The 24,118-nt window shown below is 35.6% G+C and carries 23 protein-coding genes and 1 pseudogene; 7 read left to right on the forward strand and 17 right to left on the reverse strand.

What is annotated here, in order from left to right; translation table 11 throughout:
* Positions 1-4 precede the first annotated feature (4 nt).
* The 6 genes and pseudogenes from T410_RS14170 to T410_RS14195 all read left to right on the forward strand — a co-directional run bounded on the left by T410_RS14170 (position 5) and on the right by T410_RS14195 (position 7,796).
* The gene (locus T410_RS14170) at positions 5-868 is read left to right on the forward strand and encodes an alpha/beta fold hydrolase (protein WP_051929436.1); all 864 of its coding nucleotides are present in this window, start codon (positions 5-7) and stop codon (positions 866-868) included.
* A gap of 515 nt (positions 869-1,383) precedes the next feature.
* Positions 1,384-4,314: pseudogene (locus T410_RS14175) on the forward strand (SusC/RagA family TonB-linked outer membrane protein); the annotation flags it as partial.
* Between the two features lie 18 nt (positions 4,315-4,332).
* Entirely contained in the window at positions 4,333-5,856 is a 1,524-nt protein-coding gene (locus T410_RS14180) for a RagB/SusD family nutrient uptake outer membrane protein (RefSeq protein ID WP_035672936.1), read from the forward strand.
* 161 nt (positions 5,857-6,017) lie between these two features.
* Positions 6,018-6,971 carry a sugar phosphate isomerase/epimerase gene (locus tag T410_RS14185; protein ID WP_035672939.1) on the forward strand — a complete coding sequence of 318 codons (954 nt, stop codon included), beginning with the start codon at positions 6,018-6,020 and terminating at the stop codon, positions 6,969-6,971.
* Positions 6,972-7,172: 201 nt separating this feature from the next.
* Positions 7,173-7,394 carry a tautomerase family protein gene (locus T410_RS14190; protein WP_035672941.1) on the forward strand — a complete coding sequence of 74 codons (222 nt, stop codon included), beginning with the start codon at positions 7,173-7,175 and terminating at the stop codon, positions 7,392-7,394.
* Between the two features lie 192 nt (positions 7,395-7,586).
* Complete coding sequence (locus tag T410_RS14195; protein WP_035672943.1) at positions 7,587-7,796, forward strand: TonB-dependent receptor; 210 nt, start codon at positions 7,587-7,589, stop codon at positions 7,794-7,796.
* Between the two features lie 148 nt (positions 7,797-7,944).
* On the opposite strand, the gene T410_RS14200 is transcribed toward T410_RS14195, so the two are convergent.
* The 12 genes from T410_RS14200 to T410_RS14255 all read right to left on the reverse strand — a co-directional run bounded on the left by T410_RS14200 (position 7,945) and on the right by T410_RS14255 (position 18,907).
* The gene (locus T410_RS14200) at positions 7,945-8,997 is read right to left on the reverse strand and encodes an NAD(P)-dependent alcohol dehydrogenase (protein ID WP_202963249.1); all 1,053 of its coding nucleotides are present in this window, start codon (positions 8,995-8,997) and stop codon (positions 7,945-7,947) included.
* Between the two features lie 84 nt (positions 8,998-9,081).
* Complete coding sequence (locus T410_RS14205; protein WP_193743750.1) at positions 9,082-9,609, reverse strand: PPC domain-containing DNA-binding protein; 528 nt, start codon at positions 9,607-9,609, stop codon at positions 9,082-9,084.
* 91 nt (positions 9,610-9,700) lie between these two features.
* A complete protein-coding gene (locus T410_RS14210; protein WP_051929438.1) occupies positions 9,701-10,048 on the reverse strand; it encodes a nuclear transport factor 2 family protein in 348 nt (115 codons plus the stop codon).
* A gap of 29 nt (positions 10,049-10,077) precedes the next feature.
* Positions 10,078-10,953 (reverse strand): alpha/beta fold hydrolase, encoded by an 876-nt coding sequence (locus tag T410_RS14215; RefSeq protein ID WP_035672948.1) that lies wholly within the window; start codon positions 10,951-10,953, stop codon positions 10,078-10,080.
* Between the two features lie 33 nt (positions 10,954-10,986).
* Positions 10,987-11,445, reverse strand: coding sequence for a DoxX family protein (locus T410_RS14220; RefSeq protein ID WP_035672952.1), 459 nt, complete (start codon positions 11,443-11,445; stop codon positions 10,987-10,989).
* A gap of 435 nt (positions 11,446-11,880) precedes the next feature.
* Positions 11,881-12,333 carry an SgcJ/EcaC family oxidoreductase gene (locus T410_RS14225; RefSeq protein WP_035672956.1) on the reverse strand — a complete coding sequence of 151 codons (453 nt, stop codon included), beginning with the start codon at positions 12,331-12,333 and terminating at the stop codon, positions 11,881-11,883.
* Positions 12,334-12,362: 29 nt separating this feature from the next.
* Positions 12,363-13,007 carry an NADPH-dependent F420 reductase gene (locus T410_RS14230; RefSeq protein WP_035672957.1) on the reverse strand — a complete coding sequence of 215 codons (645 nt, stop codon included), beginning with the start codon at positions 13,005-13,007 and terminating at the stop codon, positions 12,363-12,365.
* Positions 13,008-13,156: 149 nt separating this feature from the next.
* Complete coding sequence (locus T410_RS14235; RefSeq protein WP_152556962.1) at positions 13,157-14,812, reverse strand: hypothetical protein; 1,656 nt, start codon at positions 14,810-14,812, stop codon at positions 13,157-13,159.
* A 92-nt stretch (positions 14,813-14,904) separates the two neighbouring features.
* Complete coding sequence (locus T410_RS14240) at positions 14,905-15,942, reverse strand: HlyD family secretion protein (protein ID WP_035672963.1); 1,038 nt, start codon at positions 15,940-15,942, stop codon at positions 14,905-14,907.
* A 4-nt stretch (positions 15,943-15,946) separates the two neighbouring features.
* Positions 15,947-17,263: a TolC family protein gene (locus tag T410_RS14245; protein ID WP_035672966.1), complete on the reverse strand. Its 1,317-nt coding sequence runs from the start codon at positions 17,261-17,263 to the stop codon at positions 15,947-15,949.
* A gap of 104 nt (positions 17,264-17,367) precedes the next feature.
* Complete coding sequence (locus T410_RS16550) at positions 17,368-18,282, reverse strand: helix-turn-helix transcriptional regulator (protein ID WP_051929439.1); 915 nt, start codon at positions 18,280-18,282, stop codon at positions 17,368-17,370.
* A gap of 13 nt (positions 18,283-18,295) precedes the next feature.
* Positions 18,296-18,907 (reverse strand): Crp/Fnr family transcriptional regulator, encoded by a 612-nt coding sequence (locus tag T410_RS14255; RefSeq protein ID WP_193743751.1) that lies wholly within the window; start codon positions 18,905-18,907, stop codon positions 18,296-18,298.
* Between the two features lie 225 nt (positions 18,908-19,132).
* Here T410_RS14255 and T410_RS14260 point away from each other — a divergent pair, with 225 nt between their 5' ends.
* Positions 19,133-19,894 (forward strand): alpha/beta fold hydrolase, encoded by a 762-nt coding sequence (locus T410_RS14260; RefSeq protein ID WP_035672968.1) that lies wholly within the window; start codon positions 19,133-19,135, stop codon positions 19,892-19,894.
* A 209-nt stretch (positions 19,895-20,103) separates the two neighbouring features.
* Here T410_RS14260 and T410_RS14265 read toward each other — a convergent pair whose 3' ends face one another.
* The 5 genes from T410_RS14265 to T410_RS14285 form a co-directional block, all read right to left on the reverse strand.
* On the reverse strand, positions 20,104-20,844 hold the full coding sequence (locus tag T410_RS14265; protein WP_051929440.1) for an alpha/beta hydrolase: 741 nt from the start codon (positions 20,842-20,844) through the stop codon (positions 20,104-20,106).
* A complete protein-coding gene (gene ygiD, locus T410_RS14270) occupies positions 20,841-21,731 on the reverse strand; it encodes a 4,5-DOPA dioxygenase extradiol (protein WP_081897851.1) in 891 nt (296 codons plus the stop codon). The genes T410_RS14265 and ygiD overlap by 4 nt, the downstream gene beginning before the upstream one ends.
* Before the next feature lie 14 nt (positions 21,732-21,745).
* Positions 21,746-22,309: an ester cyclase gene (locus T410_RS14275; RefSeq protein ID WP_081897852.1), complete on the reverse strand. Its 564-nt coding sequence runs from the start codon at positions 22,307-22,309 to the stop codon at positions 21,746-21,748.
* Between the two features lie 80 nt (positions 22,310-22,389).
* Positions 22,390-23,220, reverse strand: a complete 831-nt coding sequence (locus T410_RS14280; RefSeq protein WP_035672976.1) for an AraC family transcriptional regulator — start codon at positions 23,218-23,220, stop codon at positions 22,390-22,392.
* 571 nt (positions 23,221-23,791) lie between these two features.
* Positions 23,792-24,118: a hypothetical protein gene (locus T410_RS14285; RefSeq protein WP_035672979.1), complete on the reverse strand. Its 327-nt coding sequence runs from the start codon at positions 24,116-24,118 to the stop codon at positions 23,792-23,794.

The raw sequence follows: 24,118 nt of genomic DNA on the forward strand, positions 1-24,118 counted from the left end.
CAATATGTATTCAAAATTAGTAACTGCTTTCATTTTTCTGTTTTTCATGTCAAATGTTCAGGCACAGCAAAAAAATTTAAGAAGAGCTTTTCAGCCCGCCAATGTGGTCTATAAAATACCTTACGGGAATAACACAAAAGCGGGACATTATGTACAAGCAAAAGATGCCAAAATTTATTATGAAGTTTATGGCAAAGGACAACCTATCGTATTATTACATGGCGGATTATTTGGCACTCTTGTCGAATATTCCGATTTTATTAATCGTTTCAAGGATAAATATCAAGTAATCGCTATTTCTACCCGTGGTCATGGCAAATCCGAATTAGGTACCGAGCCGCTTACTCTCGAGCAACGTGCCAACGATGCCATGGCGGTAATCAATGCGGTTACCAAAGACAGCGTTATAGTACTTGGCTTTAGCGATGGCGGTTATTCGGCTTATCAATTAGGGGCAATGTATCCAGAAAGAGTCAAAAAAATGATTGTCATGGGTGCTGGAGAAGTGAGTCCAGGTGTAAGAGAGTTTAAATTTACTTCTAAAATGGCCTTTGAAATGGACAAACCTTTTTGGGATCAGCAATTAAAATTGATGCCTGAACCTAATAGAATAGAAGATTTATTCACACAAGTGGCCAATTGCTATAATAATGTTACTGTGAGTAAAGACTTATTAAGTGTAATAAAATGTCCTGTTCTAGTCATGGCGGGAGACCGAGATGGAGGTAATCCTGTTGAACGTGTAGTAAGTGCTGCAAGATTTATCCCAAAATCTCAAATCGCAATCATTCCTAATGCAGGGCATGGTTGTTTCTTGGAAAATTTTGATGCAACCTGGGCATGTATTGTTCCATTTTTGAAAATGTAATCCTTTAAAAAAAGGTGAAATAAAACAGCAATAATCCCTTTAAAAACAACTATCTCTAAATAAAATAGAGACTTATAACTTTTCGAAATTATTCGAATATAGTTTAATCTATGTCTTTTATTTCCTGATGATTAGGAGTAAAATTCATTAAAGAAAATTTGCAGAACATTTAAAATTTGCAAATCACTATTAAAAACTATTATTAACCAAAAACAAACAAAATGAAAAAAAAAAAACATTTAATGACAAAGTAGCTATTGGAACTTCGTCATTAAGCATCAAACAAACGGCTAGTTTTTCTGTAACCAAAGAATTGGTTGTTGAAAAAACAAATTCTTCGTTTGTTTCTGATACAAAATGTTAGATTTTAAAGTCTAATTAATTAAATATCAAAATTTTAAAAACAACCTAAACTAAATTTTATGAAAAACAAACTGCTAAAAAAACTAATCCTTCCAGTATTCTTATTATTTGGAAGTATTATTTATGCTCAATCAGTATAGGGTACTGTATCCGATAAAACAGGTCCTATTCCAGGTGTTAATGTATTGGTTAAAGGTGCTGCTGGAGGAACACAAACAGATTTTAATGGGGCTTTTAAAATCAATGCTAAGAATGGAGATGTTTTAGTCTTCACTTTTATAGGTTTTAAATCCCAAGAGATTAATTACAAAGGGAATTCTCCAATTAATGTATTGTTGGAAGAGAATTCAGCTGTTTTAGACGAAGTTGTGGTTGTAGGTTATGGGGCTAAGAAGAAAAGTTTAGTAACAGGGGCAATTTCTAGTATTAGTTCGGCTGATATTCAAAATTCTTCGTCAGCACGTGTTGAGTCCGTGTTACAGGGTAAAACATCAGGTGTTACCGTTGTATCTTCTTCTGGGGCTCCAGGTTCTGGTTCTAAAGTTAGAATTAGAGGCGCTGGATCTAATGGAAATTCAGATCCATTATATATTGTTGATGGAATGAAAGTAAGTTCTATAGATAATATTTCTCCAAATGACATTGCTAGCATGGAGGTTTTAAAAGATGCAGCATCTTCTGCAATTTATGGTACACAAGGAGCAAATGGAGTTATCATTATTACAACTAAACAAGGTAAGCCTGGAGAAACAATAGTTAGCTACAGTACTCAATTAGGTACGCAATCCGTTAGGTCTAATATGAAGTTGATGAATGCGTCTCAATTTGTAACCTATTTCCAAGAGGCAGGAAGAACCCAGATAGTTGATAACGGCATTAATACAAATTGGATTGATGAAACTTTTAAAAATGCCGCTACACAAAGGCATGATTTAAGTATCTCTGGAGCGAACGAGAAAACGTCTTTCTATTTTTCAAGCTCCTATATGGATCAAGATGGAGTTGTTGGTAAAGATTCAAACTATAAAAGATTTACAGGAAGACTTAATCTTAAATCTCAAGTCAATGATTGGCTAGAAATAGGTACTAATATGACCTATTCAAATATAGGGTCTTCGCCTATTACTGAAGATAATTCAACAGCTGGAGTTGTAACTCAAGCTTTAGTTATGGATCCATTAACGCCCGTAATTTATACAGGAACTTTACCTGCAAGAGCTTTAGCTGGAGTAGCTGCAGGAACAGCTATGACAGATGGTAATGGTAATGTTTACGGATACCCAACTTATGCAACGGGTGAGGCTGTCAACCCTGTGGGATTAGCAAACTACACATTTAGAGGAGGTATTGATACGGATAAAATTTTAACATCGGTATTTGCTAAATTGAATTTAGCGGAAGGTTTATCATTTACCTCTAGATTCGGATATGAAAGAACAAATACGTTTGATAATAGATGGAGTCCTATTTGGGTTGTATCGTCAGAAGCTCAAAATTCTACTGTAACATTAAACAATCAGATTTCAAGAAGTTCAAAATGGTTATGGGAAAATTTTGCGAGCTATACTAAAGAATTTGGAAATCATAACTTAACGGGATTATTAGGGTATTCATCTGAGAAAACTAAGAGTCCATTTTATTCTTTACGCGGGGCGCAAATTCATGATCAAACAGACCAGTTTGCATACTTTGACTTTGCAAACCGTAACAATGATGTAATTGGTGGTAGTATTGTTGAAAAAAGGGGGAGCTCAGTTTTTGGAAGAATTTCCTATGACTATATGGGAAAATATTTATTAGAAGGCTCGTTGCGTAATGATACTTCTAGTTTTTTTCCGACTACAAAAAAATCGGGGTATTTCCCTGCAGCTTCTGCAGGTTGGTTAGTATCTAAAGAAAATTTTTGGAAAGAAGACTCGAAAATTGATTATTTAAAAGTACGAGCCAGTTGGGGACAAAATGGTAGTGATAACAATTTAAGTACCTACATAAGCAGCTTAATATTCCAAACTGTAGCAACAGAAACAGCTTTAACAGTTCCAGTTGTTTACGAAGGTCAAACAGGTATTACTCCAGGAAATTTACCAAATGCTAATTTAGAATGGGAACGTTCTGAACAATTGGATTTAGGTTTTGATTTAAGAGCATTAAAAAATAAACTGAATTTTTCAGTTGACTATTATGTTAAAACAACTAAAAATTTACTTCTTGTAAATGGAAATATTATTGCACCACCCTCTTTAGGTGTAGGAGTTCCTTCTATTAATGCTGGAACAGTTGAAAATAAAGGATTTGAATTTGAAACAGGGTATGGTGATAAAACAGCGGGTGGCTTTAGTTATGGTATAGACCTTAATTTGTCAACCTTGCATAATGAAGTTACCGATATTAATTATGTAGGTGACAATGGTTTTATAATAGGCGCACTTGCACCGCAAAACAATGATGGTGTAACTCGTTTCCAAAAAGGATTACCATTATGGTATTTCTATGGATATAAAACGGACGGTATAGATCCTGCAACCGGAAAAATAAAAATTGTAGATACCGATGGAGTTCCTGGAATTACATCAAACGATAAAACAAAAATCGGTTCTCCTCACCCTGATATTCTTTTTGGAGGAAATATTCAATTTGGATATAAAGGCATTGATTTAAACATTAGATTTCAAGGTACGCAAGGGAATGATATTTTTGAAGCTTACCACCAGACTTCAAAACCGATTACCAATCACCCAATTGAATTTTTTACGGGTAGATGGCAACAAGCAGGAGATATTGCATCTTATCCTGCTGCGCAATATGCAACATCAGCTTATGATACTGATTTAGTAGTAAAAGATGGTTCTTATATGAGAATTAAACAAATTCAATTAGGATATAACTTCTCTAAAGAAGTTTCTAATAAAATGAAATTGAAAAAACTAAGAACTTATATTTCTTTAGATGACTATTTCACCTTTACTAAATACAATGGTTTGGATCCTGAAGCAGGAAGTTTTTCTGATAATAGTATAGGGGTAGATAGAGGATTTTATCCAATAGCTGCTAAAATATTATTTGGTTTGTCACTTGAATTTTAATAAAATAAAACATTAAATATGAAAAAAATTATATATAGTGTTATGGTTATATTTTTTATAACTGTATCATGTAGTTCAGATTTTACGGAGGTAGCTCCGGTAGGTGCGCTTCAAAGTAATACTTTCTTTGATAGTGAAAGTAATACTGAAGAAGCTTTAATTGGATTGTATGACCTTATACAGTTAAATAATAATGGGGTAAATTCAGCATTTTTATTAAAAGTATTACCTGGTGATGAAGCTAATTGTGGTGGTGGTAATTCAACAGATGTACCAGGTTATCAAGATATTGATGATTATGCAAGTGTATCTGTTTCTAATTCTATTTTGGAAGGGGTTTGGAACAATGAATATAAAACAATTGCACTTGCAAACACCATTATAGAAAAGGTTGAAGCAGGAAACTTAAGTAATAAGACCTTTGCAATTGCAGAAGCAAAGTTTATGAGAGCTTGGTGTTATTTTGAGTTAACTACTATGTGGGGTGATGTGCCTTTGCGTTTAGAAAATCCCACAATAATTAGTGCTGATGCTTTTGCTAAACCAAAAAGTTCAAGAGCAGAAATTTATGCTCAAATAGAAGCTGATTTAGCTGTTGCTATTGCTGGTTTGCCAGATAAAAGCGCGGTTAAAAATAATTTTAGAGTTTCAAAAGGGACTGCTCAAGCTCTACTAGGGAAGGTTTTGGTTTTTCAAGGAAAAACACTTGCTGCAATTCCTTATTTAAAAGCTGTAATAGATAATTCTGCTCATGGTTTAGAGTCAGACGTTTCAAAAGTTTGGTTAAAAGATACCGAATTTGGAAAAGAGTCTTTATTTGAAATGGGTTATATTACTACACAAGGATACGATTGGGGTAATCAAAATATTGCGGGTCGTAATGAAGCTAACATAATTATTCAATTATTGGGGCCTCGTGGTGATGGTCGTTTCTTTGATATGACGGGTACTGATATTTTAAATGGATGGGGCTTTGGCTTACCAACAGCAAAAATATTAAATGCTTTTGATGCTGCAGGAGATGTAACTCGTAAAGCTGCTACAGTAATGAGTTTAGCGGAACTTGAATCATTTGGTGGAAGTTTAGGTGAAACGCCTTGGGACTATGAAGGAGGTCTTAGAACTAAATATGCTCCACGTGCTTCAGAAACAAGCAGTGGTGTTCAAGTATTAAATTATGGTACAAACTTGAGATTGTTTAGATATGCTGAAGTATTGTTGCTTGCAGCCGAAGCTTATAATAAGGAAGGACAAGATGCCAATGCAAGAATAGAATTAAACAAAATTAGACAAAGAGCTGGATTAGCTGATGTGTCTTCGACCTTAACAGGTGCAAATTTGTTTGATGCTATTGTAAATGAAAAATTCTTAGAGCTAGCTTTTGAAGGACAACGTTTTTGGGATTTAGTGAGATGGGGAAGAGCTAATGCAGAGTTATCAAGTAAAGGATACACTTCTAAAAATAATTTATATCCAATTCCTGCATCAGAAATTGCTAAAAATAAAGCGTTGACGATTGCAGATCAAAATCCAGGTTATTAATATAATTTGTTAAGTTTGTTTGTTAATGGTGACTGCCCGAAAAGTGATTTTCGGGCAGTTTTTTATAAAAAAAGTACACTTTTGTGTAAAATGATTATCCAATCTTTTAAAATTAGTTCCATTATTTTTTATTTTTAAATTAATACTCTAAAATATTTACTATGAAACGTCGTCAATTTCTTCAAAGCACTGCGCTGTTTTCTGTAGCATCCTTAGTAAACGCAAATGAACTGTTTACCAAAAATCCATTAATTAATAAAGTAGGCTTGGGTTTATTTTCTATACCAAAAATGTTAGAGAATGACTTTGATGGTGCTTTTGCTATGTTAGCTAAAATGGGGTACAAAGAAGTGGAATGTTTTGGTCCTTATGAATTCAGTACTGAAAAAGCAAAAGCTTCTTGGAATGCTATTACACCTCGACTAGGATTCAAAGGGAGTGGCTTCTTTAATAAAACAGCTTCTGAGTTTTTTAATGCCGCAAAATCAAATGGTATCAGTATTCCTTCCATGCACACTGATTTTGACACACTTTCAAATAATATGGGACAATTGGCGGAAGCCGCTCATTTAATAGGCGCAAAATATGTGGTACTCCCTTCTATTCCGGATGTTGAAAGAACAAATTTGGACGATTACAAACGAGTAGCAGAAAAATTCAACTCCATTGGTGCTGAAGCCAAGAAAGAAGGTATTCGTTTTGCCTATCATAATCATGGTTATGGTTTAAATAATGTGAATGGGGTTATACCATTAGATATTATTTTTGACCAAACAGACCCTAGCTTGGTTTATTTTGAAATGGATATTTATTGGACAGTAGCCGGTGGCGCAGATCCTGTCGAATTATTCAAAAAGCACAAAGACCGGTATAAAATGATGCATATAAAAGACATGAAAGAAGCAAAAAGATTCTCAGGAGATGGCGGTGATGCTTCACAAAGAATTAGTCTTTTTCCATATATAACTTCATGTGGTGAAGGCGTGCTGGATTTGCCAAAAATACTTACTGCTGCAAAACAAAATGGTGTTGAGCATTTCTTTGTGGAACAAGATATGGTGCAATCACCTGAAATAGCATTGAAAAAAAGTATTGATTATTTAAAGACTCTTTAAATTTATAATCGTAATTTTTTTAAAGAGAAGAAGCTTTTAAAAGCCTGACCTAATGCTAGTTTTTTGCAATACAATTAAGAAAGGTTTGAGATTTTTATAGATAATTTTTGACCACTAAAAAACAAAAGCTAGCAACAATAGAATTAAATAGATAATTCATTGTTCCTAGGCTGTGAAATTTAACATTAAATAAGAAAAAAAATGCCACACGTAATTATTAAGATGTATCCTGGAACTTCTGAGGAACAAAAAGAAAAAATAGCACAAGAAATTACTACAATTTTAATGATAAATGCTGATAAACCTGAAGAAGCAGTTTCTATTGCTATAATTGAAGTTGCAGAAGATGCTTGGATGGAAGAGGTGTATTCGAAAGAAATATTACCTAATATGGAAAACCTTTATAAAAAACCTGGATATTAATACTTAGTTATTTTAAGGTTTAATTACTAAAAAAATCCCTGTTTTTAAGGGTTTAATAGTAGGCAAAAACCTTTCTAGGTACTATCTGCAAATTATGATTACAAAAGATTCTATACCAATTGGGGTATTATCTATACCGGAAGTCGATATACTTCTCCATCTAATAGCTATCTATTACCAGGATATGTTACGATGAGAGCCAGTGCAGGGTACAAAATTACAAAAGGACTTGAGGCTAAATTTTGGGTAGATAATTTAACAAATACTAGAGCTCTTACCGAAGGAGATACTAGAGGGGATCAATTTAGAGATTTTTCAACAGTAGCACCAGGAAGTCTTATGATTGGTAGAACTATTTTACCTCGTAGTTTTTGGGCTTCGTTATCTTATAGTTTTAAATAAGTAGTTTAATTGTTAATCAATTCAACTACTTTATCGAGAACTAATTATGAACTTCCAGTAGCATAGTAATTGCTAATTGAAAATAAAAAAAGCTACATACCTCTAAAGAGTATGTAGCTTTTTTTATTTTCAGCAAGCTTGAATGAAATTAATTCCCGTATTCACCAATTAGCAAAACTGATTTAATAGTCCTTCCTTTTTCAGAATCTTCTACAGCTTGATTAATATCTTCAAATGAGTATTTTTTTATCAGTTTATCAAAGGGGAACTGTCCATTTTGATACATTTTGATTAATTTAGGGATAAATTCTGCTGAAACACTATCACCTTGGTTGATAAATTTAATTTTGTATCCCTTTGTTAAAAAGATATTTGTTTCCAATGCTAAAGGTTTTTGCGCCACACCAATACAAATCATTTCTCCTGTCGGCCTCATGCTTGACAGTACACTATTAATAACCTCATTTCTGCCTGTTGTATCTACTGCGTATTGTACTCCTTTAGGTAATATTTCTAAAATTCGCTGAGATACATTTTCGCTCAAACTATTTATAGTATGCGTTGCGCCCAATTCCATCGCGAAAGCCAATCGCTCGTCATTAATATCAACTGCTATAATCGTAGTAGCTGATGTAGCTTTAGCTGCCATCAATGCTGCCAATCCTACAGCACCTGTTCCCGTAATTATTACTGAACTTCCTACCCTAACTCTTAGCGAGTTTATAATAGCACCCGCACCTGTTTGCAATCCACAACCCAGTGGACCAAGTAATTCCAAAGGTGCGTCCTTAGGTACTGCTATGACATTGTTTTTATGCGCAATTGCGTAAGTAGCAAAAGAGGATTGTGAAAAAAAGTTGTCATTAATTGCTTTCCCATCATGGTAATGATGGCTGTGTGACCCATCGACGCGACCACCGGAAAAATTCCTAGTAAAAAACTCGTAGCAATATTGAGGTGTTCCATTGCGGCATATTTCACACTCTCCACAAAAACCATATGATAAAACGACATGATCACCAACTTTCAAATGGTGTACGTCCTCTCCAACACTTTCTATTATTCCTGAGCCCTCATGGCCAAGAATGACCGGAAAATTAGGAGAGCCCATAACATAGTCTCTAGCAACTAAATCAGTATGACATATACCTGTTGCAATAATTCTTACCAAAACTTCTTCGGACTTTGGCGGGTCCAGCAATACCTTTTGAAGTTCAAAACTGTTGCCTTTTTCTTTTACGACAGCTGCTGTAATTTCCATAATACTAATTTTTAAAATTGGTTGTTAATTGTTTCCTTTCGATTCGGGATCGATTAATGCTGCTTTAAATTCTGACTCAAGCTTTTTATAAAGATAAATTGGCTCTTCAACTAAGATTATTTCCATGGTAGGTCCTGAAAATAGTTCCAGCAGATGTCCTCCTTTCACAGAACCGTCTTTTAATGCAGCACTCATATGAGTATGCGCAATGGGTTTCCCTTTGTACCACGATATATCACCGATAAATGAACTGACTTCGGCTGTATCAATGGGGATTATTCTAAATTGTTTACGTTTGTAATCAAACCATCCTGCTTTTATGGATAGTGCATCTCCCAGACCGGTATAATGCCCGCTTTTGATCTTGTTTTTCCCTGCAAACTCGGTAAGTCCCGAAACTACCTCATCTCCTTTAGCGAATATGAGAATATACGTCTTAGCATTTCCCACTGTGCTAAGTAATTTTACCTTGAGTCCCGGTGCTTTCCCTTCTTCCAATATTTTAGTTGGGTCAGCATATTCCTGTGCATTCACCGTAATTTGGAATGCCATTGTAAGCAGCACAATTAGAATTCCTTTTAAAAATAAATTCATAGTAAAAAGTATCAAGTTCAAGAAAAAAGCAATTGCTTGCTTTCACCATTTATTTTATCACTCTGTAATCTGCCACAGTATGATATTGTATTTTATTTCCATCAAATACGAAAGTATCGGTACCGACAGGAATTTTTGTCGAACTGGACTCGCTTGCCCACAATATGTAAGCAACGTTACCATCAATGGTTTTTTGCATCATCGTAAAGGAAGAACCTGTTGGGATTACCGCAAAGAAATCTTTAAAAAATTCACGTATTTCAGTCAAGCCTTTTATGGAACCATTTGGTGTCATAATTACCGATTCTTCTGTGTAATCTTTTAAAATTTCATCCAAATTGTTATCACCGAAGGCAATAAGATGGTGCATTAAAGTTTGTTCTACTGTAGCGTTCATTTTTATTTTTGTTTTTAGTGGTTTGTATACTATTTTGAAGGTATTTTAAGAAAGTGACTGCTTGCAGCCCATACAGTAGAAAAATTTTCAATAAATGCACCATGCGTAGCGTTTGGAATTATGGCAAGTTCAGCATTTGGTATCATTTTAGAAGCATTTACAACTCTTTGCGTGCTTACAAACTGGTCATGATTACCTGCCATAACCAAAACCGGACATTTAATCGTTGAAAAAAAGTCTTTGCTTATATCCAGTTTACCCACGGCATCACCAACTTTATCAAACATTTCCTGTAGTCTATTTGGTTCAGGCATTAATTTCAGCTGTTGTTCCCAATAAACCTTATCCAACTGCATCATATCGCTTACTTTCACATTCATTTTATAGTCACCCGGATGTGTTTCTGCGGCGCCTATTATGACCATCTGTTTTACTCTTTCTGGAAATATGCTAGCCAAATAATAACCGGTATAACCACCATCACTGAACCCAAATACGGTTACGCTGTCTTTAGTTACGGCATTCAAAACCGCAATTACATCTTTGGCTTTTTGCTGATAACTGTGAGATTGTGAGCCAAGTCCTGATTTGCCATGTCCTCTTGTTGATATAGCAATAACCTGGTAATATTTCGAAAATTGATCAATCAAATCTGCCATTTCGTAGGTAGAACCGGCAATACCGCCATGCAACATCACTAAAGGTTTTCCTTTACCGTAAATTTCATAGTAAATTTTTGCATCTCCTGAATTGACATAATGTCCTGCTGACGGATTATTCCCATAAGGTATTTCGCCAGTCCGCAAAGTAGTGTCCATGAATGCTTTCATAGATTTCACTTCTTTCTGTTGACTGTAAGCAGGTAAAATCAAGAAGGACAGTAGTAATACAAGTATTTTTTTCATCTATTTATTCTTTTATTCTTTGTTTTTAATTCTTTATTCCACTTTGTTGTTACCCGCTATCGCGGCATCAACACTTGCTTTGCCACCACCGGCAATAAGTACAATTAGTGCCAAACCGAAAAGAAGAATAAAGTACTCCAATCCTTCTCCTTTATTGGCTAATGCATACCAGTTCATAAAGAAACCATTGTGCAAATGGGTTGTGATAACAACTCCTGCAAAATTTGCCAGTATTCCGAAAGCGGCCAATCTGGAAGCAAAACCTGTAATTAGGAATAATGCACCAAAAAATTCGATTAGGATTACTAACAAGGCTATGATATAAGGCAAACCTTCTTGGCCTGTCAAAAAGCCCATCGTTCCTTCAAAACCATAACCACCATACCAGCCCAATAATTTTTGAGCTCCATGAGGAAATACTACAATCCCTAAGGTAAGCCTCGCAATCAGTGCTAGTGTATTGTTTGAGTTTGTTGATAAAATTTTTTTCATTTTTTTTAAATTTAGGAATATTAGTGTTTTATTTTTTTTCTTTTATTACTTTTCAGAAAGACATTGAAGTACTAAATCTTTTAATAATGCCGCATTTTCTGTATGGACTAAATGATGCTGTCCAATTACGGGATACAAGGTTATACCGCTTACTATGAAAATTACACCTGCTGATGCTATGCGTATTTCTTTCCAGGTTTCTGTCCCAAAAGCAGCTATTTTTTTGCTTTTATTTTATTGTCTTGGCCATTTCCTTATTTTTATTAAATTATTATTTATCAATCAATAATTTAACCTTCGTTCAAGAAAGTTCAATGCAAATAGCACAAAAGAGAGATCATAAAACCTCAAATTCTATACCAAAATATATCGATAACCAAATAGCATTTCTAAACGAACAATTCGAATAGAAATGCTTTTGTGGGAATGTGTTTCTTATTTCGATTTGTTATACATATACCTTGCTATCGCCCAAGTCCCATTTACTTTTTGCAATATAAATGTTTCTCTAAATTCATCCTCAACAGTTTGGTTGTTTGATTTGATTACGTAAGAGCCTTTAGAAGTTGAACTTACAAAGGCGTAATTCCCTGCAAGGGTCACTTCACCGATGGTTACTTTAAGTGTGTATTTAAAATTATCGAACACATATTGAAATGTGCCTTTTAATTGGTCACTTCCTGTTGCGGTTGGTGCTCCGGGAGCCAACAAAACGCCATTGGTTGTAAAATACGACACTACCTTGTTTGTATCCGATGTGTTCAAAGCATCAAAATAGTTATAGACCACTTTTTCAACAGCAGCTTTATCTTTTGATTGTGCGTTTGCATTATTTCCAAAAGCTAAAAAGGATACAATGGCTACTAAACTTAATGTTAATTTTGTCATTTTGTGTTTTATTTATTAAATAGTGTTAATTATATTTTTGCTTCAGCTAGAGTAACAGTTTTACCTAAAGCGCCAAATTCGTGTAAATCACCGAATACTTCAATACGAATGGATTGATTAAGACCACCAACTCGTAATGGTTCAAATCCGTTGTCACCAATCAATTCCTCGATTTCAGTATTGATGTTTGTGTCGTCAGTAGCATAAAATTGAACTGCTTTTTCAGGTGTTTGAAAAGCGGCTGAAGCTAAAGATGCCGCACCTAAAGTTCCTAATGCTTTTGCCAATTTAGCTCCCTTTGGCAACAAAGAAGAAAGTAATTCTCCTGCTGATTCGTCGGCACCTATGATTTTTTTGAAACCACCGTTTTCATCAAGACCAATAGGATTCGAAGGGTCAACGATAATTTTTCCTTCCAATTCTGTTGCATACGTTTTGAAAAAATCTTTGATAGGATCAAAATAAATGGCCAATACAACAATATCTGCCTGTTTGATGGCATCAGCAATGGTTGCTGCATGTGCCAAATTGCCTAATTTTTTAGCAAGTTCAGTGGCTTTTTCAAATGTTTTGTCGGCAATAATAACCGAACGATTTCCTTTTACAAGATTTGCAACAACAGCAGTTCCGATATTTCCTAAACCGATAACTGCAACTTTTGATTTTAGTGTCATAACTATTTTGTTTTAAATGATTAAAATTTGATACTGCAAAGTTGCGACAGAAAGGAAGCTCTTTCCAATGAACTACATCAAGAAATAGTCTTGATCTAGATCAAGAGTTTTAGAAATTCATTCTTCAACTAATTAATAATAAGATGGTTTTAGGGAACGATTGGTTTGTGTCTTTTTCTAAAAGGAAAAATGGAGGAACGGGTCGCACTGAACATTTTATGCCAAGTGGGAACAGATTTTACATAAGGTGAAGCAAAGTGATAGAAAAATACTAAGCCAAAAAGCACCAGTATTCCCAAAACAGTGATCCAACCAAACAGTTCTTTTGCCGATAGCAATAAGGCTTCGTTTCGGACTCTTAAAAATAAAACTTTTGATGCCATTCGCGCTGCTTGTCCACTATCCAAACCATTTTTGATGTAACTCTCAGAAAGTTTTTTTAAAAAAGGAGCTGTTGTTGAAACATCCATTCGGGAAGCCATTTTCTGCAAATAATCTTGGGAAAGTTGGTACGTTCTGTTGCTAATCCAAGAACCCATAATGACATTGCCGAGAGCATTTCGGAATAGCGCCATATAACTTAACATTTGGGCAAAGATTGTCAATGGAACGCCAATAGTCATATATTTTCCGGCTGCAGCAAACAGAATGATATTTCCAAAACCTTTAAGTGCATAAGGCAAATACAATTGATGCTCTCCAGCATTATAGCCGAAGGAGAAATATAAAAGAGCGTGATGTAGTGTTAAAGCCAAAAAGCTGATCGCAAAAAGATAACGGAAGGAATAATTCAGATAAGTAAACCAATAATAACAAAATAGTCCACCTGCAAGTATTCCTGTGGTAATCCACCAGTTAAGGGCAGCTACGTGGAGGTCGTCCAAATGCATAACCGAACTGGTTATGGGAGAAAGGACATTTCCAGTAGTATTCAGAAAAATTTGTCCCAACAAAACCAATACAATAGCTGCCGAGACATTGGTCAACCGAAAAACTGCAGGTGAAATCAACGGGCGTTTTAATGTCATAGTTCTGAAAAGAAGAAGAATCCCCCATAAAACGGAAATCATTGTACACAAAATTATTTTTGTTGATGAAAACCAATCCAGTAATTGTCCGTAAACAAACAAATAACTTATTGCAAACAAGAAGATTGTCCAATGAAGAATTCCCCACCAATCGATGCCGTAAAGCGGTATTTTTTTTCCAAGTCTAAAGGGACGAAGCAGTACCATTATCAGTGCCAATTGCAGGCTAAGCAAAGCCATTTCGAAAACGTAAATATGTTGCCAATTCGAGGAATCGGAAAGGGAAATCGCGAAAATGCCTGAAATTTGGTTGCAAAGTAAAATAATCGCCATTGCAACTGTATAAAAAATTCCATAGTCCTTTTTGGGCGTAATGATAAGCTGTATCGAGACTAATGCTTCGAAAGTACCAATCATCTTAAATGTGCCAATAAAAAATGCACAAAAAAGTAATGACGGCATAGTTTCGACCATCATACTCAACCACATTAGCACTAGGAGTCCTCCCGAACAAATTCCCAAAATTTGCTGGGAAGTAAAGCGGAACTTAATTCGGAACAAAATCGGAAATACGATGGCCACGCCAATGGAACTCACTGTACTTAGAAAACTGATGTCTTCTACATAAAACTGTCGAGCTCCCACAATATCGCCCATCAAGCTCACATAAGTCACATTGGCAAACTGGAAAATTACCGCAAAAAGCAAAAACAAGACTACTCGGACTGAATAGGGAACAAAGTCCCTAAAGCACGATAATTGTACATATAGTTTCATATGTTGCTATTTATTATTTTTTATCGGTCATATGTAATTCGCATATCATCATTTGTGTTTGCGACCAATTTTCGGTTATGCTCATTTCATATTTAATTAAAATAAACCACGGCATTCATTCCGGACTTTACGTCAGGCAAGAAGGATTGGTCTTCGGGATTTAAAAAGTCGATTCGGACCGGGACACGCTGTTGGATTTTTACAAAATTCCCAGTCGAATTATCGGTAGGTACCATTGAAAATGCAGAACCGGTAGCACCTGCCACAGACGAAATCGTGCCCACAAAATCGTGATCGGCAAAGGCATCAATTCGGACTTTTACCTTCTGTCCAATTTTGACTGACCTCAATTGTTTTTCCTGCACATTTACCGTCAACCATTTTTCCTGATCATTCACCACCGACGCCAATTGCTGTCCTGCTTGTACTAATTGTCCTGCAGAAAGATTTTTTCTACCAATATATCCATCACAAGGTGACAAGATTACCGTGTAAGACACATTGAGTTTTGCGATTTGTAATTGCGCTTCAGCACGTTTTATGGCTGCTTCGTTCACACCCAATTTGGCTCCTGTTTCTTTTACGGAGAGGCGATTGCCGTTTTCCGTACTTGTTAAAGCTACTAACTTTGCCTTTAATGCCTCATATTCGGTTTTAGCCTTGTCGTATTGTTGCTCGGTTACGGATTCTTGTTCCAGCAGAATTTTATAACGCTTGTAATCTTGCTCGGCATTCAGGAGTCTTGCTCGCGCTTCTTGAATATTGGAAGCCGTAATATTGACGGTATTTTCGACCGTATTGACAGCAGTTGAGGTCACAAATCTTCCAGCCTGCGCATCAAGGAGATTGGCTTCCGCCAAATGTTGTTGGACGATATAATCCGTATTGTCGATGATAACAAGGGTGTCTCCTTTTTTTACTTTTTGGAATTCAACAAAATTAATTTTCTGGAGATAACCTCCCACGCGGGCATTGACGGGTAACAACAATTGCTGAACTTGAGCGTCATCGCTCATTGTGGCCGAATTGAAGGAATACAAATATCCGATTCCAAACACTAAAACTACTACTGCCGCCAAACCAGTGAGCCATTTTAGAGATGTGTTTTTATTTTTTTTTACTTGTGTCATAGTGTTATTTTAATAGCCCTGCTGTTTTTTTGAGTTCAAGGTATCGCATTACAATCTTGGAGCGGGCCGCTACCATTTGCAATTCTGCGGTTAGTTTCTGATTACTTGCATCCGTTAGATCGGTGATAAGGGCCACTTGTTGGTAATAACTGTTGGTTATGCGTCGGTAATTTTCGGTAGCCAATTCCGTTTTCTTCTCTTCCGAAGCTAAGGCCTGTTGGGCTTCCACATAAAGGGTATGAGCGGTGAACAAGGATTTGCGAAGTTCCTCTTTGGCCAGTTCCTCTTTTTCGTGAGCATATTCGAGATGGTTATCCGCTTGGTGTACCTTTTCTTTGTTTTTGTACAACTCGTCCAAGGAATAATTCAATCTGATGCCGGTACTCAGGATATTGGAATAAATATCTTTTGCAGGAATGTCATACACATAAGGACGCGACAAACCATTTTCTAAATACAATGACAACCTAGGCAGAATATTGCTTTTGGTTTGCTGTTTTTCTTTTTTAAAGATGTCACCTTCAATAGCTTTTATTTGCAAGTCCGGTGCGTCTTGCAAAGCCTTTTGTTGCCAGATATCCAAAGCAATAGTGGGTTCTTCAATAAAGGAAATATTGGTAGGAACTATTTGGGAATGCTGGGGGAGATTCAGGGTTTCGACCAATACATTGTTAAGGATGCTGATTCCGTTTTTTACCCGAAGTAATTGCAGTTTCATTTCTTCGACAAGGAGTTCATTCCTAATCTGGTCACTTTTTAGAGCTATACCCGCTTTAAGTTGATTTTTTATTTTTTGGAGTACACTTTCGGCTTGGATAATGTTTTTTTCATAAACTTTTCGTTGCAGTCGAAGCGTGTACAAGTCTAAAAGATAGCCCGACAGTAACAGTTTTAAACCTTGTGCATCCTTTTCTGTTTGTAATGAACTGATTTTTTGCTGTAGCGCAGAAATATCTATTTCACGGTTAATCTTACCGCCGTTATATACTATATAATTGGCTTCAATTCGATAGCTGTTTGAAAAATGTGGCATTGGATAAAAGCCATCGTCCATTAGCTTTAACCCAATGACACCAACATTGGAAAGATAACCCGCAGCTATGGAAAGAGTGGCATCAGGAAGTCTTTTGTTTCTGAGAATCTCGGTCTGTGATTTCGAAATATCTTCTGAGATGGCATCCAGTTTTAATGCTCTGCTATTGCTTGCCACAAGTTGAGACAACTTGGAAAAATCGAGGTACAAACTATCCTGAGAATATCCTTTAATGGTCGAAAATAGAATAAATCCTAAAAAGCAAAGCCTTACTATATAATTTTTCATCTGTTTTTAAATCAGATGCAAATTTCCTCCAATTTTTAAGGTGCATCCATAGGTAAAAGATGGAATATATATCTAAAAGAAAGATTTGCTGAAACAGCAAAAAATTACTGCTTACCTTTAATAAGCAAGCCTGCAGTTTGGTTTCGGTACGCGCTTGGAGTAACTGTAGTGTATTTTTTAAAGAAACGGCTAAAATGAAACGGATTCGAAAAGTGTAATTCGTCGGCTATTTGCTGAATGCTGAGGTTGTGACGATCAAGAAGTACTTTAGCTTCAAGAATTACCATTTGTATGATATAACTCCGCGCTGTTCTTCCTGTTTTTTCCTTAAGAAGTTGCGAAAGATATTTATCGTGAATGCCCAACGCTGAGGCATAAAAGGAAACTTCTCGCTCAATAGTATGGTGTTTTGTAAGCGAATCAAAAAAGCGTTGAACGATATGGCTGCTTTCGTGTATAGGAAACTCTAGGCCATCAAAACGAAGATTAACTTCCTTTATAGTGGATTGAAAGATGGGCAAATAGATGTTTTCATTCTTTTTCTTTGGAACATCATTTCGCTCCAAAAGAAGGCGAATCAAATTCAGTTGAGAAGTGAGAATCTCAAATTCATTTAAAGAAAGCGCAAGTTGAGAGTGAGCTGCATTGTCGCCCAAATAAAAACGAGGATAATATTTGGCGTGAAGTCCTGCGTGTAACAAGAAATCGGCTGTAAATAAAAGCGAGATGAATTCGGTTTCATCTTGCTCTAATTCAAAAATACGAATGGCCGATGGCGGGATAATCAACAAATCCTTTTCTAAAAGTACAAAACGATTGACATCAACGGAAACCGAAAGTTGGCCTTTCTTCACTAAAAGAATAGAAAAATGGATGGACCGAAACGGCCTATTGTATATGGATTTGGAAACATCCAACCTTGAATCGAAAACCGTAAGTCCAGCAGTATTATTGTCGGCAGTTGCGTCTAATAAATGCCTGATTTCTATCTGATCGGGTGTAAAGGTCGCTTTAGCCATAGCTAGAATTGGATTACGATTTTGGGCTAACTTGCTTGTTGCGCAATCGACTCAAAAACTCGGGTGTTATTCCTAAAAACGATGCTATTTGAGTTTGTGGTAAGCGATTAGCGAGGTGCGAATAGTTTTCAATAAAGGACAAATACCGGTCTTCGGCGGTGGAACTAATGTTTTGCAACATTCTTTTTTGAAGCGAAACATAGCTGTTTTCAATCAGTACCCTGAAAATTTTATCAAATTTGGGAGCTTGTTTATAAATGGTAATCAGGTCTTCATAACTGATTTGCAATACTATGGTGTCTTCCAAGGCATCAATACTCATTTCGGATGGTTTTCTGCTGTGAAAACTTCCAATTTCACTTATCCACCAATTTTCGACAGCAAAATGAATGATATGTGTGTTGCCTTTGTCATCTACTTTGTACAATCGCAAACAACCCCGAACCACAAAATTAAAATGATTGCACACATCGCCTTCCTGCAAAACATATTGTCGTTTTCTGTAAAGTCTCGATTTAAAAAAACTGGAAACCAATTCTTTTTCCACAGTATTTAGTGGAATTAACTTTTGAAAGTAATCCAACAAGGGTTGCAATTGTATTTGTATCAATTCGTCTTTGTTCATCTCTTTTCGGATTAGTGTTAGCAAACCACCATTGGTTAGGAATTTCTTTTGTTGGAAAATTTAAGCAAGAAGTCCAGCCTAAAAGCTAAGCTAAATTAATAAAAAAAAGGCTGAAGTTTAACCATTGTTTTCCTAATATTGCAAAAGCCAAAAAATAAAAAAAATACAAAAGGAAGCTGCAGATAGCTTAATAAGAAAATTAAATTTACTAAATACTATCTTATTATGTTAATTAATATAAATGATAAAAATCTTCATTTTGAATATAAAAACGATCTAAAAAATGGTCCTACAATTGTTTTTTTGCACGATTCTTTAGGGTGCGTTACCTTATGGAGAGATTTGCCCAAAAAACTGGCAGAGGCTGTAAAATGCAATGTTCTGGTCTATGACAGGTTAGGGTACGGGAAATCCAATCCGATGCCAACACATAAACGACCTTTAAATTACCTTGAACTAGAAGCTGATTTCTTAGACAAATTATTGATTCAACTCGACGTGAAAGACGCTATCCTTTTTGGACATAGTGACGGTGGTTCCATTGCATTGATTACAGCTGCGAAGTATCCAGACAGAATTAAGGCTATAATTTGTGAATCCGCACATATTTTTGTGGAAGAGGTGACACTTAAAGGAATTTATAAGGCAATGGAAAGTTACAGAATGACTAATTTAGCGGAACGTTTGGCAAAATATCATGGAGATAAAGTAGATAGTATCTTTAAGGCTTGGACAGAGACCTGGACAAGCAATGATTTTAAAGACTGGAACATTGAATACCTATTGAAAGATATCACTTGTCCTTTGCTTTTTATCCAGGGAGACGCGGATGAGTACGGGACATTGGAACAAGTTAACAGAACGATCAATCTTGTACGCGGAAAAACTAAAAAACTTATCATTCCAAATATTGGTCATACCCCACACAAAGAAGCACCCGAAACAACTTTTGAGGCAGCCAAAGATTTTATAATTAAACTGAAATAGATAAGACGCTTCATCTAAAATAAAACCGTTCTAGAATAGCCACTATTGACCAAATATACTATTGAACAATATTTGAGGTGCATGTATGAGTCTCTCTAATTCTTTGGGTTTCTAATACTGCATAAAGACAAAGAAAACTTCTCAAAAAAAATACCCGCTTTATCGTAAAGTGGGTATTTTTTTAGTATGTGTCAGGATACTGCAAGTTATTAATGAGTACTATTTGTTTTTAACCAAAGATTTACGTCGTCAAACATTTGTTTATTGATAGTATGACCTTCATCGTATTGATGGAATTCGGGTTTTATACCCTTTGTTTGAAGATACGATACGGCATCAGTTGCAAAAGGAAAATGAAGTACCGCATCTTGTCGGCCATGGGAAACGAAAACTTTAAGTTTTTCAAGACGTTTTTCATCCGCAATAAGAGGTTTAACTTCTGGAAGCAGCCTGCTGCTCATTACGGCGATTCCTTTTATTTTTTCAGGTGCAGTTAGAGCCACGCTGTAACTCATTATACCTCCCTGACTGAATCCCATTAAATAAACTTGCTTATCATCAAAATCAAGTTCGTTTTTCAGACTTTCAATAAAATCAAGAATAGTTACTCTGGCAGCTTCGGCCTGTTGCTCATTGATCTGAGGGTGTCCGCTGGTAAAATTTACCTGAAACCAGGCAAAACTTGCCGGTCCCAGAGTAAGTGGTCCACGTGCTGATACTACTAAAAAATTGTCTGGCAGGTCATTGGCAAAAGAAAAAAGATTTTGCTCATTTCCACCTACACCGTGTAATAGTAATAGTAAAGGTGGATTTGTTATTTTTATTTTGGGCTGTCTTACAAGGTAATGCAGTGTTGTTTTTTCTGTGCTGGAATTCATAATGGTAAAACTAAAGATTGAAATTAAAATTAGGATGCTAAAGCAAATCCCAAAATGTTTTTTTATTATCATGCCTTATCTATTTTTATAGAAAGCATATTAAGGGATCCGGCTACTATGGCGTCATTAAAGACAGTAGCCTTTTCGTCTTTTTCCCTCAGAGCGAGAGTATAAAGCATAGGAATATAGTGTTCAGGAGTTGGCACGGCGAGCTGGAACTCACGTCCCTGTTTATCAAAATTGATAAGAGATTGGTGATCATTCTCAAGAATCATTTTTTTTATTTTTTCATTAGCAATATGAGCCCACTCGAAAGCATATCCGGGTAGCATCATTTTATCCCATGCGGCCAATTGTAAATTGTGTACCGTGTTACCGCTTCCAACAATTAGAACACCTTTGCGTCTTAATGCTGCCAGCTCTTTTCCCAATTCATAATGATAAGAAGCAGGTTTGGTATAGTCAATGCTCATTTCGACAATAGGAATTTCGGCATTGGGGTACAGGAATTTTAAAACGGTCCAACAGCCATGATCTAGGCCCCATTCATTACTTAACCCGATAGCGGTTGAAGTGATCAGTTTTTGTGTTTCCAGTGCGAGCTCTGGGCTTCCAGGTGCAGGATATTGAACGTCAAAAAGCGCCTGAGGAAAACCTCCAAAATCATGAATCGTTTCGGGTTTTTGCATTGCCGTTACAAAAGTACCTTTGGTTTCCCAATGAGCTGATATACATAGAATAGCCCTTGGTTTAGGCAATGTTTTTGCCATTTGCTGAAAACCTTGAGTAAAACTGTTATCTGCAAGGGCATTCATAGGATTACCGTGTCCAAGAAAAAGTACAGGCATCCTTTCGGTAGGACCAAAAGCATCGGTGGCTGTTTTAAGGGAGTTGAGCTGCATTGCTGCAGCTCCCAGTGGTAAAATAGCCATGGTTTTAAGAAAATCTTTTCTATCCATTTTTTTTGCTTTTTTTATTTACCTAATATTTGATTCATGTAAGATTGATTATCCCAAAAAAGATATTCTTCTTGCATTACACCGTTTTCCCAAACTCCAATAGTTGCCATTGGTAATTTAAATTTCTTACCTGTAGGCTGTATAAAAGTACCATCACCTGCGGGCATAGGTTGTGTAAATGTACCTTCCATATAACCCATTACGGCAGTAATATTGCCTGAGCCAATTTTAAATGGATGTTCTTTAATACGGGTGTCTGGAGCATATACAAACATCGCATCAAGAGTTTTGATATGCTGCTCTAGTCCCACCTCAGTATGACCGTCAGGAAAGTGTACCTTAATATTTTTTGCATGGCTTTCGTGCAAACGTGTAAATTCATGATTACTGAAAACTATATAGTCTAAAGTGTCAAAAGTTTCAAGATGTTTCGCTACTTGAGCGTTAGCAGCGGTAAGCTCTTTAATTTGTTTTACCAATGATGCTTTATCTTCTTTTTTTTGTGCAAAAGCGGTTGTAGTCACGGCTGTAAAAATAAGGATTGCACCAGTTACCTGTCTTGTAATTGAATTTTTCATAATATATCATTTTTTATAATGCAAAGTTGGGACTTAATGACAAGGTTGGGGTAACACTTTTCGGAAGAAAGGTTGTGTTTTTAGGAAAGCTGCTTCTGAATTTCTTCCCTGAACTCTGTTGGAGTCAATCCTGCTTTACGTTTGAAGGCATGGGTAAAATACGTTTTTTCATTAAAACCAAGTTCATACCCTATGTCAGCTATATTTTTATCGGTGGACATCAGAAGATTCTTAGCCTCAGTAAGTTTGCGGATTTCGATAATTTCCGTGACGCTTTGCTGTAAGATATTTTGGCAAATCAGGTTTAGGTTACGCGAGGACATAAAAAGTTTATCTGCATAAAAATTTACATCTTTAGGTTCTTTATAATGTTCTTCCAATAATCGTAGGAAATTTTTAAAAGTGCTGCTTTGTATTTTTTTTGACTCATCATCGTTCAGATTGAGTTTTCGGCGTTCAGATTCTATTATTGTAAAAAGCGCACTCAATAATTGTCTGATTACAGAAAGATCAGGAGCTTCCTGTTGATATTCATCATAAATTATTTTACATATAGTGTCTAACTTTTCAAAACATTTATTGCTCTGCATTGAGATGTTGGCTTTATCATGGAATGACGCGTAAAGACTGAAGGTGGTTTCGGCGATAAATTCACTTTTGAATCGTAATACCCACATGTCACATTTACCATCTTTAAGAAGTGGCTTGACGCGATGGATTTTTCCTTGGGTTACAAAACTTATAAAAGGAGCATCCATCAGATGGGATTTGAAATCTATAAAATGTTCCAGCTGACCCTGCCCGCCTATAATAAGTTCTTCAAAATTGTGGGCATGGGGCTCATTCACAGAATGCATTATCTTCTGGGATTCTGCAGCTGTAATGCGAAACATATTGAAAATTTCTGTCATAGTTTGCTTTTTAAAAGGATGTTAAAGATAATTATAATTTATAAGAAGCAACAGCAGATTCTCTGCTGGGATAAGATTAGGTAGAAAACTTGGGCAATTTTTTGCAAAATTAAATAAAGTAATACGGTAAAGTCTTAATCTAGTTTAAGAAGTAATATAAAACTAAATTAAGACTATTTCTTAAACTTGTTTATAATCAATTATGATCTCTTTATTAATCACTCTTAAAAGATAGTTTCTTATTTTACCAGAAGAAATTGACTTAAAAAGTTTTGTAATACGATTTCTTGACAAATTCACTTCATCTGGATTAGAATAAAAATAAGCATTCTTGTTTAATACAATTTGATTTAAAATTTAATCTTCAGTTAGTTGTATAGTTGAGTGTTTTTTTCTTTTTATATTCTGCAGACATAAAAAAAGCCTGAAAATCGATTATTTTCAGACTTTGTGGAGTCACCGAGGCTACAATCGAATGCCTAGCAATATAAAGTAGATTTTTCTGAATTCAACTTAAAATAAATTGCCAGTTGTAGTAAAAATAGTTCTATAATTAGCGATAACAATGAGATCATTGCTGATTAATCAGTTGAAGTTTTTTTTTTACTTTGTTCAGATGATTATAAATACTTTCAATTTTGGCGGCCATTTGATTGGCTGTTTTCAGGGTTTTGCTTATAATTTTTATTTCAATTGAAAAATTCTTTTCATTTTCTGAAAAAAGCGTAACCGAAAACAATCCATTTGGATAATACACTTTCAAACCATCCAATTCTTCCATTAGATACAAATCAAACTCCCCTTTTAGCCAATTAAGAAATTGATCATATATTTCATTATTTTCAATGTTTTCATATCTGATGAAAGTATGAAATGGTGCCTCAAAAGAAATAGTCAT

It is taken from the genome of Flavobacterium sp. 83 (assembly GCF_000744835.1).
In the GTDB taxonomy this organism is placed as follows: Bacteria; Bacteroidota; Bacteroidia; order Flavobacteriales; family Flavobacteriaceae; genus Flavobacterium.

What these genes read in the sequence shown, in the direction of transcription:
- T410_RS14285 (WP_035672979.1), bottom strand. Translation starts at nt 24,118, where the DNA reads ATGACTATTTCTTTTGAGGCACCATTTCATACTTTCATCAGATATGAA.
- T410_RS14280 (WP_035672976.1), bottom strand. Translation starts at nt 23,220, where the DNA reads ATGACAGAAATTTTCAATATGTTTCGCATTACAGCTGCAGAATCCCAG.
- T410_RS14230 (WP_035672957.1), bottom strand. Translation starts at nt 13,007, where the DNA reads ATGACACTAAAATCAAAAGTTGCAGTTATCGGTTTAGGAAATATCGGA.
- T410_RS14265 (WP_051929440.1), bottom strand. Translation starts at nt 20,844, where the DNA reads ATGATAATAAAAAAACATTTTGGGATTTGCTTTAGCATCCTAATTTTA.
- T410_RS14190 (WP_035672941.1), top strand. Translation starts at nt 7,173, where the DNA reads ATGCCACACGTAATTATTAAGATGTATCCTGGAACTTCTGAGGAACAA.
- T410_RS14240 (WP_035672963.1), bottom strand. Translation starts at nt 15,942, where the DNA reads ATGACACAAGTAAAAAAAAATAAAAACACATCTCTAAAATGGCTCACT.
- T410_RS14185 (WP_035672939.1), top strand. Translation starts at nt 6,018, where the DNA reads ATGAAACGTCGTCAATTTCTTCAAAGCACTGCGCTGTTTTCTGTAGCA.
- T410_RS14180 (WP_035672936.1), top strand. Translation starts at nt 4,333, where the DNA reads ATGAAAAAAATTATATATAGTGTTATGGTTATATTTTTTATAACTGTA.
- T410_RS14235 (WP_152556962.1), bottom strand. Translation starts at nt 14,812, where the DNA reads ATGAAACTATATGTACAATTATCGTGCTTTAGGGACTTTGTTCCCTAT.
- T410_RS14195 (WP_035672943.1), top strand. Translation starts at nt 7,587, where the DNA reads ATGAGAGCCAGTGCAGGGTACAAAATTACAAAAGGACTTGAGGCTAAA.
- T410_RS14245 (WP_035672966.1), bottom strand. Translation starts at nt 17,263, where the DNA reads ATGAAAAATTATATAGTAAGGCTTTGCTTTTTAGGATTTATTCTATTT.
- T410_RS14255 (WP_193743751.1), bottom strand. Translation starts at nt 18,907, where the DNA reads ATGAACAAAGACGAATTGATACAAATACAATTGCAACCCTTGTTGGAT.
- T410_RS14215 (WP_035672948.1), bottom strand. Translation starts at nt 10,953, where the DNA reads ATGAAAAAAATACTTGTATTACTACTGTCCTTCTTGATTTTACCTGCT.
- ygiD (WP_081897851.1), bottom strand. Translation starts at nt 21,731, where the DNA reads ATGGATAGAAAAGATTTTCTTAAAACCATGGCTATTTTACCACTGGGA.
- T410_RS14210 (WP_051929438.1), bottom strand. Translation starts at nt 10,048, where the DNA reads ATGAACGCTACAGTAGAACAAACTTTAATGCACCATCTTATTGCCTTC.
- T410_RS14275 (WP_081897852.1), bottom strand. Translation starts at nt 22,309, where the DNA reads ATGAAAAATTCAATTACAAGACAGGTAACTGGTGCAATCCTTATTTTT.
- T410_RS16550 (WP_051929439.1), bottom strand. Translation starts at nt 18,282, where the DNA reads ATGGCTAAAGCGACCTTTACACCCGATCAGATAGAAATCAGGCATTTA.
- T410_RS14205 (WP_193743750.1), bottom strand. Translation starts at nt 9,609, where the DNA reads ATGGCATTCCAAATTACGGTGAATGCACAGGAATATGCTGACCCAACT.
- T410_RS14220 (WP_035672952.1), bottom strand. Translation starts at nt 11,445, where the DNA reads ATGAAAAAAATTTTATCAACAAACTCAAACAATACACTAGCACTGATT.
- T410_RS14225 (WP_035672956.1), bottom strand. Translation starts at nt 12,333, where the DNA reads ATGACAAAATTAACATTAAGTTTAGTAGCCATTGTATCCTTTTTAGCT.
- T410_RS14260 (WP_035672968.1), top strand. Translation starts at nt 19,133, where the DNA reads ATGTTAATTAATATAAATGATAAAAATCTTCATTTTGAATATAAAAAC.
- T410_RS14170 (WP_051929436.1), top strand. Translation starts at nt 5, where the DNA reads ATGTATTCAAAATTAGTAACTGCTTTCATTTTTCTGTTTTTCATGTCA.